This is a genomic window from Streptomyces diversicolor (assembly GCF_057537855.1).
In genome coordinates, this window is record NZ_BAAJXA010000047.1 from 61495 (window position 1) to 71874 (window position 10380).

Annotated in this window: 9 protein-coding genes; 8 read left to right on the forward strand and 1 reads right to left on the reverse strand. The window is 72.1% G+C overall.

The features are described from left to right. From AC27LF_RS37955 to AC27LF_RS37985, 7 genes are all read left to right on the forward strand, one after another. Positions 1 to 1365, forward strand: coding sequence for a phosphomannomutase/phosphoglucomutase (locus tag AC27LF_RS37955; RefSeq protein WP_479662333.1), 1365 nt, complete (start codon positions 1 to 3; stop codon positions 1363 to 1365). A gap of 221 nt (positions 1366 to 1586) precedes the next feature. Further along, on the forward strand, positions 1587 to 1757 hold the full coding sequence (locus AC27LF_RS37960; RefSeq protein ID WP_007382472.1) for a Trm112 family protein: 171 nt from the start codon (positions 1587 to 1589) through the stop codon (positions 1755 to 1757). Between the two features lie 120 nt (positions 1758 to 1877). Next, complete coding sequence (locus AC27LF_RS37965) at positions 1878 to 3005, forward strand: SIS domain-containing protein (protein WP_479662334.1); 1128 nt, start codon at positions 1878 to 1880, stop codon at positions 3003 to 3005. 91 nt (positions 3006 to 3096) lie between these two features. After that, positions 3097 to 4248 (forward strand): mannose-6-phosphate isomerase, class I, encoded by a 1152-nt coding sequence (gene manA / locus AC27LF_RS37970; protein ID WP_479662335.1) that lies wholly within the window; start codon positions 3097 to 3099, stop codon positions 4246 to 4248. 157 nt (positions 4249 to 4405) lie between these two features. Further along, on the forward strand, positions 4406 to 5386 hold the full coding sequence (locus AC27LF_RS37975) for a cation diffusion facilitator family transporter (protein WP_479662336.1): 981 nt from the start codon (positions 4406 to 4408) through the stop codon (positions 5384 to 5386). Positions 5387 to 5682: 296 nt separating this feature from the next. Then, positions 5683 to 7140, forward strand: coding sequence for an adenosylhomocysteinase (gene ahcY / locus AC27LF_RS37980; protein WP_479662337.1), 1458 nt, complete (start codon positions 5683 to 5685; stop codon positions 7138 to 7140). A 195-nt stretch (positions 7141 to 7335) separates the two neighbouring features. Continuing rightward, entirely contained in the window at positions 7336 to 7950 is a 615-nt protein-coding gene (locus tag AC27LF_RS37985) for a hypothetical protein (protein WP_479662338.1), read from the forward strand. Positions 7951 to 7964: 14 nt separating this feature from the next. On the opposite strand, the gene AC27LF_RS37990 is transcribed toward AC27LF_RS37985, so the two are convergent. Continuing rightward, positions 7965 to 9005, reverse strand: coding sequence for an RDD family protein (locus AC27LF_RS37990; protein ID WP_479662339.1), 1041 nt, complete (start codon positions 9003 to 9005; stop codon positions 7965 to 7967). A 153-nt stretch (positions 9006 to 9158) separates the two neighbouring features. On the opposite strand from AC27LF_RS37990, the gene AC27LF_RS37995 reads away from it, so the two are divergent. Next, positions 9159 to 10166 (forward strand): stage II sporulation protein M, encoded by a 1008-nt coding sequence (locus AC27LF_RS37995; protein WP_479662340.1) that lies wholly within the window; start codon positions 9159 to 9161, stop codon positions 10164 to 10166. The last annotated feature ends 214 nt before the right edge of the window (positions 10167 to 10380 follow it).

Genomic DNA, 10380 nt, shown 5'->3' on the forward strand with positions numbered 1-10380 from the left:
GTGGCTGCTGATCTGTCGCAGATCGTAAAGGCGTACGACGTACGCGGAGTGGTCCCGGACCAGTGGGACGAAACGCTGGCCGGACTCTTCGGCGCGGCGTTCGTCCAGGTGACCGGCGCCCGGGCGATCGTGACCGGCCACGACATGCGACCGTCGTCGCCCGCCCTGGCCCGCGCCTTCGCGCGCGGCGCGGCGGCCCGCGGCGTCGACGTCACCGAGATCGGCCTGTGCTCGACCGACCAGCTGTACTACGCCTCGGGCGCCCTCGGCCTCGCGGGCGCCATGTTCACGGCCTCGCACAACCCGGCGCAGTACAACGGCATCAAGATGTGCCGCGCGGGCGCCGCGCCGGTCGGCCAGGACACCGGCCTCGCCGAGATCCGCGAACTGGCGGAGGGCTGGCTGGAGTCGGGCGCCCCGCGGCCCGCCGCGCGGCCGGGAACCATCACCGGACGCGACACGTTGGAGGAGTACGCGGCGCACCTGCGCTCACTCGTCGACCTGACCTCCATCCGCCCCCTGAAGGTCGTCGTCGACGCGGGCAACGGCATGGGCGGGCACACGGTCCCCACGGTCTTCGCCGGCCTGCCCCTGACCCTGGTCCCGATGTACTTCGAACTGGACGGCACCTTCCCGAACCACGAGGCGAACCCGCTCGACCCCGCCAACCTCGTGGACCTGCAGAAGCGGGTGCGCGAGGAGGGCGCAGACCTCGGCATCGCGTTCGACGGCGACGCCGACCGGTGCTTCGTCGTCGACGAGCACGGCGACCCCGTGTCCCCGTCGGCGATCACCGCCCTGGTGGCCGCCCGTGAACTCGCCCGCAACGGCGGGCAGGGCACGATCATCCACAACCTGATCACGTCCTGGTCGGTCCCCGAGGTCGTCAAGGAGCAGGGCGGCACCCCGCAGCGCACCCGGGTCGGCCACTCGTTCATCAAGGCGGAGATGGCGCGCACGGGCGCGATCTTCGGCGGCGAGCACTCCGCGCACTACTACTTCAAGGACTTCTGGAACGCCGACACGGGCATGCTCGCGGCCCTGCACGTCCTCGCGGCCCTCGGCGGCCAGGACGGCCCGCTGTCCGCCCTCGTCGCCCAGTACGACCGCTACGCCGGCTCCGGCGAGATCAACTCCACGGTCGCGGACCAGAAGGCCCGCCTCGCCGCGCTCCGCGCCGCCTACGCGACGCGCGAGGACGTCACCCTGGACGACCTCGACGGACTCACCGTGGCCGCCGCCGACTGGTGGTTCAACGTCCGCCCCTCCAACACGGAACCCCTGCTGCGGCTGAACGCGGAGGCCCGCGACGAGGCGACCATGGCCAAGGTGCGCGACGAGGCGCTGGCCATCATCCGAGGCTGACATCCGACCCCGCGGCCCCCGGGGCGGGCCCCCACCTGCACGGCAGCCCCGCCCCCCATCGCGCCGCCACGCGGCCGGGCGCCGGGCCGCGCCCGGGCTCCGCCTGTCGTCCGGTGCCGGGCCGCGGGGCAGCGCTCGCCCGGCCCCCGCGGGTCGCCCTCACGGCGGTACCCTGACCAGGCACATCAGTGCACGCCCGCATCCGCCCGAAGGGACACCCCATGCCGCTCGAAGCCGGCCTCCTGGAGATCCTCGCCTGCCCGGCCTGCCACGCTCCCCTCAAGGAGCAGGACACCGAGCTGATCTGCACCGGTCAGGACTGCGGCCTCGCGTACCCCGTCCGCGACGGCATCCCGGTCCTCCTCGTCGACGAGGCCCGCCGCCCCGCCTGACGACGAGCCCCGCCCGGGACCGGCGGTCGGCCCGGGATCCCCGGGAGCACGGCCGCCCAAGGCGCCCACCGCACAGACGAGCCCTCACCCAGGACCCCGGCGCACCGGAGGCTGTCACCCATGCTCGACGAATCGCTGCTCGACACCCCGGAAGGCCTCGCCGAGGCCGACCGCCGAGGTCTCCTGCGGGGCGCCGCGGAAGCCGGCGCCCGCGTGCGCACCGCCGCCCGCCAGGCCGTCGAGGCCGGCATCGGCGACCTCAAGCCGGACGGCCGGCCCCGGTCGGTCCTCATCGCAGGACCCGGCGCCGCCGCCACCCACGCCGCCGACCTCCTCGGCTCGCTCGCCGGCCCCGGCAGCCCCGTCATCCGGCTCGCCCCCTCAGGCGTCGCCCCCGCCGCCGGCGCCCTGCGCTGGGAACTGCCGGGCTGGGCCGGCTCCGTCGACCTGCTGCTGATCGCCACCCCGGACGGCACCGAACCCAGCCTCTCGCTCCTCGCCGACCAGGCATACCGCCGCGGCTGCTCGGTCGTCGCCGTGGCCCCCGCCCGCACCCCGCTCGGCGAGGCGGTCACCGGCGCGCACGGCCTGTTCGTACCGATGGCGACGGCACCCTACGACCAGGAGGAACCGCTCGCCGCGTCCTCCCCGGGCGTCCTGTGGGCGCTGCTCACCCCGCTGCTCGCCCTCCTCGACCGCATCGGCCTGGTCACCGCCCCGCCCGAGGCATTGGAGAAGGCCGCCGACCGCCTCGACCACATCGCCGAGCGGTGCGGCCCGGCCATCGTGACGTACAGCAACCCCGCCAAGACGCTCGCCGCTGAACTCGCCGACGCGCTCCCGGTGATCTGGACGGAGGGCGCGGCGGCCGGTCCCGCGGGCCGGCGCTTCGCCGCCGCCCTCGCCGAACTGGCCGGCCGGCCCGCCCTGGTCGCCGAACTCCCCGAGGCGGTTGCCGCCCACAGCGCCCTGCTCGCCGGCCCACTCGCCGCCAGCGCCGATCCGGACGACTTCTTCCGCGACCGGGTCGAGGAACCGGCCGCGCTGCACGCGCGCGTGGTGCTGCTCCGCGACCGGCCCATCGGCGGCCTCACCGCCGCCCCGGCCGCCCGTGAGCTGGCCCTCAGCCACGACACACCCGTCAGCGAACTGGAACCGGAACCCGGCGACGAACTGGAGACCCTTGCCGAGCTGATCGCCATGACGGATTTCGCCGCCGTTTACCTGGCGCTCGCTTCGGGGGCCTGATCTGGTAGCCCACGCCCGACCGGCCGTACGCGGGACGAACCCGAGACGTACACCGCGACACCACGCAGCAAACACCCGGCAGAGAGAACCCATGGACCGCCTCGACAACACCATCCGCCCCTACGCCTGGGGTTCGGCCACCGCCATCCCGAAGCTCCTCGGCGTCGAGCCGACCGGCGAACCACAGGCGGAGATGTGGATGGGCGCCCACCCCGGCGCGCCCTCGCGCACCACGCGCGGCGCGCTCGTCGACGTCATCGACGCGGACCCGAAGCGGGAGCTGGGACCGGAGGCGGTCGCCAAGTTCGGCCCGCACCTGCCGTTCCTGCTGAAGATCCTCGCGGCCGGCGCCCCGCTCTCCCTCCAGGTCCACCCCGACCTGGAACAGGCCCGGCAGGGCTACGCGGACGAGGAGCGGCGCGGCATCCCGGTGGACGCCCCGCACCGCAACTACCGGGACGCCAACCACAAGCCCGAACTGATCTGCGCGCTCACCGAGTTCGACGGCCTGTGCGGCTTCCGCGACCCGCTGCGCGCCGCCGGCCTGCTCGACGGCCTCGGCGTCGACTCCCTCAAGCCGTACGTCGACCTGCTGCACGCCCGCCCCAAGGACGCGGCGCTGCGCGAGGTCCTTACCGCGATCCTCACCGCCGATCGCGACGAGATGGCCCACACCGTCGCCCAGGCCGCCGGCGCCTGCGCCCGGCTCGGCGGCGAGTACGCGCCCTACGCGGGCATCGCCCACCACTACCCGGGCGACCCCGGCGTCATCGCGGCCATGCTCCTCAACCACGTCCGCCTCCAGCCCGGCGAGGCCCTGTTCCTCGGCGCCGGCATCCCGCACGCCTATCTGAGCGGCCTCGGTGTCGAGATCATGGCCAACTCCGACAACGTGCTGCGCTGCGGCCTCACCCCCAAGCACGTCGACGTCCCGGAGCTCCTGCGCATCGTCCGCTTCGAGCCGGGCGATGCGGGCGTGCTCCGCCCGGAGGCGTCCCCGGACGGCGAGGAGGTCTACGAGACCCCGATCGACGAGTTCCGGCTCTCCCGGTACGTCCTGCCGGCCGGCGGCACCACCCACGACCTCACCCTGCCGACCCCGCAGATCCTGCTGTGCACGGCCGGCTCCGTACGGGCGGGCGAGCACGAGCTGACCCCCGGACAGTCCGTGTTCGTACCGGCGGCCGAGAAAGCGGAGACATCCGGAACCGGCACCCTCTTCCGGGCCACCGTACGGCTCTGACCGGACTTGTCCGACGATCCGACCGAGGTTGTGGACACCTCCCGCACCACCACCCGGCGGGGCTGCAAGAATGGCCCACCGGCAAAGGACGGGCAAAGACGACCGGCACCGGCCTGGACGGCGTAGACGTACGTAGGCGAAGGGACAACGCGGACACATGAGCGCGTCAGGCGGCACCAAGGCGATCGTGGCGGCACTCGGCGCCAACCTCGCGATCGCGGTAGCGAAGTTCGTGGCGTTCGCGTTCAGCGGCTCGTCGTCGATGCTCGCCGAGGGTGTGCACTCCCTCGCCGACTCCGGCAATCAGTTCCTGCTGCTCATCGGCGGCAAGAAGGCCCAGCGCGAGGCGACCCCGCAGCACCCCTTCGGTTACGGCCGCGAGCGCTACATCTACGCCTTCCTCGTCTCGATCGTCCTCTTCTCGATCGGCGGCATGTTCGCCGTCTACGAGGGCTACGAGAAGATCCGCCACCCGCATGAGCTGGAGCACTGGTACTGGCCGGTGGGCGTCCTCGTCTTCGCGATCATCGCCGAGGGCTTCTCCTTCCGCACGGCCATCAAGGAGTCCAACGAGCAGCGCGGCAAGCTCTCCTGGCCGCAGTTCATCCGCCGGGCCAAGGCCCCCGAGCTGCCGGTGGTCCTCCTGGAGGACTTCGGCGCCCTGATCGGCCTGGTCCTCGCCCTCGGCGGCGTCGGCCTGGCCCTGCTCACCGGCGACGGCATCTGGGACGGCATCGGCACACTGTGCATCGGTGTCCTGCTCGTCCTCATCGCCCTCGTCCTCGCCGCCGAGACCAAGTCGCTGCTCCTCGGCGAGGCCGCCGGCGTCGAGGACGTCAAGAAGATCGAGGCCGCGATCACCGACGGCGACACCGTCACCGGCGTCATCCACATGCGGACCCTCCACCTCGGCCCCGAGGAACTGCTGGTCGCCGCCAAGATCGCGGTCCAGCACGACGACACGGCCACCGAGGTCGCCGACGCCATCGACGCCGCCGAGGCCCGCATCCGCGCCGCCGTCCCCATCGCCCGGGTCATCTACCTGGAACCGGACATCTACAGCGAGGCCGAAGCCACCCGCGGCCCCGACCCGGAAGCCGCCCCCGGCGGCCCCACCCCACACGCGGCCGAGCACTGACCCCCGGCCCCGCCCCCGGCGCCGCCGTCCCCGGACGCCCCGGGAAAGGCGTGAAGTGTTCGCAGACCGACTGGGGACGGCCCCGCCCTCCGGTGTAGCTTGGGACGGAGCCAGACGTCGCTGCTGATGGCGGTCGGGCGGCCCCGGTACGGGCCGACCGAGGGAGAGAGGGCCTCCGACGGACTGCGCTGCGCGTACGTGGGCATGCCTGTGTCCCCCTTTCGGGCACCCCTGTGTCCGCCGCCGCGCAGACCAGCCGTACCCACCTCGACCCAACCCCCGAGGAGCAGCTCGCAATGACAACTGTCGACAACCGACAGGACTTCAAGGTCGCCGACCTCTCCCTGGCCGAGTTCGGCCGCAAGGAGATCACCCTCGCCGAGCACGAGATGCCGGGCCTCATGGCGATCCGCAAGGAGTACGCCGAGGCGCAGCCCCTCGCCGGCGCCCGCGTCACCGGCTCCCTGCACATGACCGTGCAGACCGCCGTCCTCATCGAGACCCTGGTCGCCCTCGGCGCCCGCGTCCGCTGGGCCTCCTGCAACATCTTCTCCACCCAGGACCACGCGGCCGCCGCCATCGCCGTCGGCCCGAACGGCACCCCCGACAACCCCCAGGGCATCCCGGTCTTCGCCTGGAAGGGCGAGACCCTGGAGGAGTACTGGTGGTGCACCGAGCAGGCGCTGACCTGGCCGGACAGCCCCACCGGCGGCCCCAACATGATCCTGGACGACGGCGGTGACGCCACCCTCCTCGTCCACAAGGGCGTCGAGTACGAGAAGGACGGCAAGGTCCCCGGCCTGGAGACCGCCGAGTCCGACGAACACCGCGTCATCCTCCAGCTGCTCCACCGCACCCTCGGCGAGAGCCCGCAGAAATGGACCCAGCTGGCCTCCGAGATCCGCGGTGTCACCGAGGAGACCACCACCGGCGTCCACCGCCTGTACGAGATGCAGCGCGACGGCGTCCTCCTCTTCCCGGCGATCAACGTCAACGACGCCGTCACCAAGTCGAAGTTCGACAACAAGTACGGCTGCCGCCACTCCCTGGTCGACGGCATCAACCGCGCCACCGACGTCCTGATCGGCGGCAAGACCGCGGTCGTCTGCGGCTACGGCGACGTGGGCAAGGGCTGCGCGGAATCCCTGCGCGGACAGGGCGCCCGCGTCATCATCACCGAGATCGACCCGATCTGCGCGCTCCAGGCGGCCATGGACGGCTACCAGGTCACGACCCTGGACGAGGTCATCGACAAGGCCGACATCTTCATCACCACGACCGGCAACAAGGACATCATCATGGCCTCGGACATGGCCAAGATGAAGCACCAGGCGATCGTCGGCAACATCGGCCACTTCGACAACGAGATCGACATGGCCGGTCTCGCCAAGGTCCCCGGCATCGTCAAGGACGAGGTCAAGCCCCAGGTCCACACCTGGACCTTCCCGGACGGCAAGAAGATCATCGTGCTGTCCGAGGGCCGCCTGCTGAACCTGGGCAACGCCACCGGTCACCCGTCGTTCGTGATGTCCAACTCCTTCGCGGACCAGACCCTGGCCCAGATCGAGCTGTTCACCAAGCCCGACGAGTACCCGACCGGCGTCTACACGCTGCCCAAGCACCTCGACGAGCGGGTCGCCCGCCTCCACCTGGACGCGCTCGGCGTGAAGCTGACCACGCTGCGCCCCGAGCAGGCCGCGTACATCGGCGTGAAGGTCGAAGGCCCGTACAAGCCGGACCACTACCGCTACTGAGCACCGCCCCACAGGCGAATCCCCGGGGAGTGTGCGTCCCGCCACGGACGCACACCTCCGGCGCCGGCCCCTCCGAGGCAGGCCCCCGCACCCCCGTGCCGGGGGCCTGCCCCTTTGGTCCGACCGGCCGTCACACCGGCCGGGACGGTCCGTCGAGCCGACCGGACCACCAGCCCGTCAAGCCCCAGGACCCCCATGCCCCGCGGCCGCTATTCGCTCCTCGATCCGCACGATCGCACCCCCTTCGCACACGAGCACTTCCAGTGCGCCCCCGGCCCCTCCGGCTGGCGCTATGTCTCCCGGCTGACCACCCCTTCGGGCGAACCCAGCGGCTCCGTCGACCTCGCCATCGACGACCTCGGCCGCCCCATCCGCCTCGAACTCCACGCGGCTGGCTGGCAGGTGCGCGGCGCCGCCCTCGACGGCGTCACCTGGGTCCGCACCGACCCCACCGGCTCCCATGCGACCGAAGGCAATGTGCGCGCCCACGCCTTCACCGGCACCTCCCCCGCCTTCCTCATCGCCACCGCCCGTCTTCTGCGCCTCACCCCTTCCGCCTCCGCGACCCGCGTACGCCTCGTGGCCTTCACGGACCCGGTCCTCGCCCCACGCACCGTGGACCAGTCCTGGGCCTTGGTGAACAGCGAAGCACACGCCACTGACAACGGCCCCCTGACCGTGGACGAATACCAGGTCACGGCCCTGGACACGGGTGAACGGCACACCGTCCACATCGCCGGCGACGTGGTGCTTGCCGCACCCGGCGTCGAACTGGAAGACCTCGAATCACCCCCGTCGGCCTTCCGCTGACCCGGGTCACCCGCCTACGCAGGCGGCACGAAGCCGGTGGCCGGACGCTCGGCCGGAGCCGCGCCCGCAGCCGGCGGCACAGGCGGCGCGACGGGCGCCGGAGCCCGCGTACCGTCCTGCGCGGGGTACCCCACCGGCGGCGAAGACGGCGGCTGGGTATACGCGCCCGGCGCGGGCGGCTGCGCCACCGGAGCGACATGACCGCCCGGCGCCCCGCCCGCCGCGGGAAAACCGGACGGCGCCCCACCGGCATCGGGCACACCGCCGAAGGCCGCCCCACCGGCGGACGTCCCCGCGACGGCCGGTCCGCCGCCGAAGGCCTTCCGTGCCTCACGCGCCTGACGTTCCTGCACGACCGCCGCCAGATACGCGGCCGGCGGAACACCCTGCGGTGCCGGGGCCCCCGTGCGCGCCGCCAGGTCGGCCGCCAGCCGCTCCGCCATCGCCCACGACACCTGGGGGTCGAGCTGCTGCATCCGCGTCAGGTACTGACGGACCGCGAGCCACAGACCGTCCGGCACCGCGGACAGGTCGAGCGCCGAGAAACGCCCCGCCAGCCACGGCGGCGGAGGCGGCACGAAACGGGCCTGCCCGACCGGCACCCGCTCTCGCACGACCAGCGTGCCCGCGAAGACATCCCCGAGCCGCCGCCCTCGCGCCGACACCAGCGAGGCGATACACGCGACCACCCCGAACGTCACCAGGATCTCCACGACACCGAGCGCCCCGCGCATCAGCGCATGCCGGAACCGGATCGGCCCGCCGTCGTCCCGTACCACCCGCAGCCCGCACGCCATCTTCCCCAGCGAGCGCCCATGGCTGAGCGTCTCCACGGCGATCGGCCCGCCCACCAGTACCAGCAGGAACGACGCGATCGACAGCGCCATCTGTGCCGCGTCGTCCAGGGACGCCGTCGACGCCACCAGCACCGTGGCCACGGCGATATAGACGAGCATGGCCACGGTCAGGTCGAGCAACACCGCCAGTGCCCTGCTCGGCAGCTTGGCGGGGCGTAGTTCGAGCGCCACCGCCTCGCCCGTCACCAGCTCACTCACACCCGTCGTCCTTCCCCTGGTCCGCCCCGAGAACCGCAAGTCTGCCAAGCTGAGGGCGCATCGTGCGCCAGTAGGACAAGCTGACAGCAGCAATGAGCGGTCGACCAACGGCCGACGACCAGCCGACGACCGGCCGAGGAGCAGGCACTACCGATGGACTTGGACGTCTTCGTCTCCGCCCACCGAGCCGAGTGGGACCGCCTCGACGCCCTGCTGCGCCGACGGCGCCGTCTCAACGGCGCCGAAGCGGACGAACTCGTCGCCCTGTACCAGCGCACCGCCACCCATCTCTCGCTGATCCAGTCCAGTGCCCCCGACCCCCAGCTGACCGGTCGGCTCAGCCAGCTGGTGGCACGCGCGCGTAGCGCCGTCACAGGCACGCGCCGTGCCTCCTGGCGCGACGTGACCCGCTTTCTGGGCCAGGGCTTTCCGGCCGCGGTGTACCGCTCGCGCCGGTGGTGGGTACCGACCGCACTGCTGTCCACGGCGGTCGCGGTCCTCCTGGGCTGGTGGATCGGTACGCACCCGGAGGTGCAGTCGTCGATAGCCGCCCCCAGCCAGCTGCGCGAGCTGACCCGCCCGGGCGGCGAATACGAGACGTACTACTCCAGCCATCCCGCCGCCTCGTTCGCGGCCCAGGTCTGGACGAACAACGCCCAGGCCGCCGCGCTCTGTCTCGTCCTGGGCGTCTTCCTGGGCCTCCCGGTCCTCTGGATCCTCTTCCAGAACATGCTCAACCTGGGCGTCGGCTTCGGCCTGATGTCGTCGGCCGGCCGGCTCGACACCTTCCTCGGCCTGGTCCTCCCGCACGGCCTGCTGGAACTGACCGCTGTCTTCGTCGCCGCCGGGACGGGCCTGCGCCTGGGCTGGACCGTCATCGACCCCGGTCCACGCACCCGCCGTACGGCCCTCGCCGAGGAGGGCCGGGCCGCCATCGGCATGGCGATCGGGCTGGCCCTCGTCCTCTTCCTCTCCGGAGCCATCGAAGGCTTCGTCACCCCGTCGGGCCTGCCCACCTGGGCCCGCATCGGCATCGGAATCGCCGCTGAGCTGGCCTTCCTCGCCTACGTCTTCGTCCTGGGCGGCCGCGCGGCCAGAACCGGTGACATGGGCGACCTGGAGACCTCTGAACGCAGCGCGACCGCTCCGATGGCCGCTTGATGTGCGCGCACCGCCGGTGACCTGCTAGTCTTCTCTTCGCCCCCGGGGACCCGTTGACACGGGTCGAGTGGGGAGGTAGATTCAAACAGTTGCCCAGAGCTGGACATGCTCTGTGGTGCCCGCTAGAATTTATCCGCTTCTCGTGGAGTGACATTCCGAGAAGCCCCTCCCGATTACTCAGGAAATGAGTGGCCGGTCTGACCGGTCAAGAGCT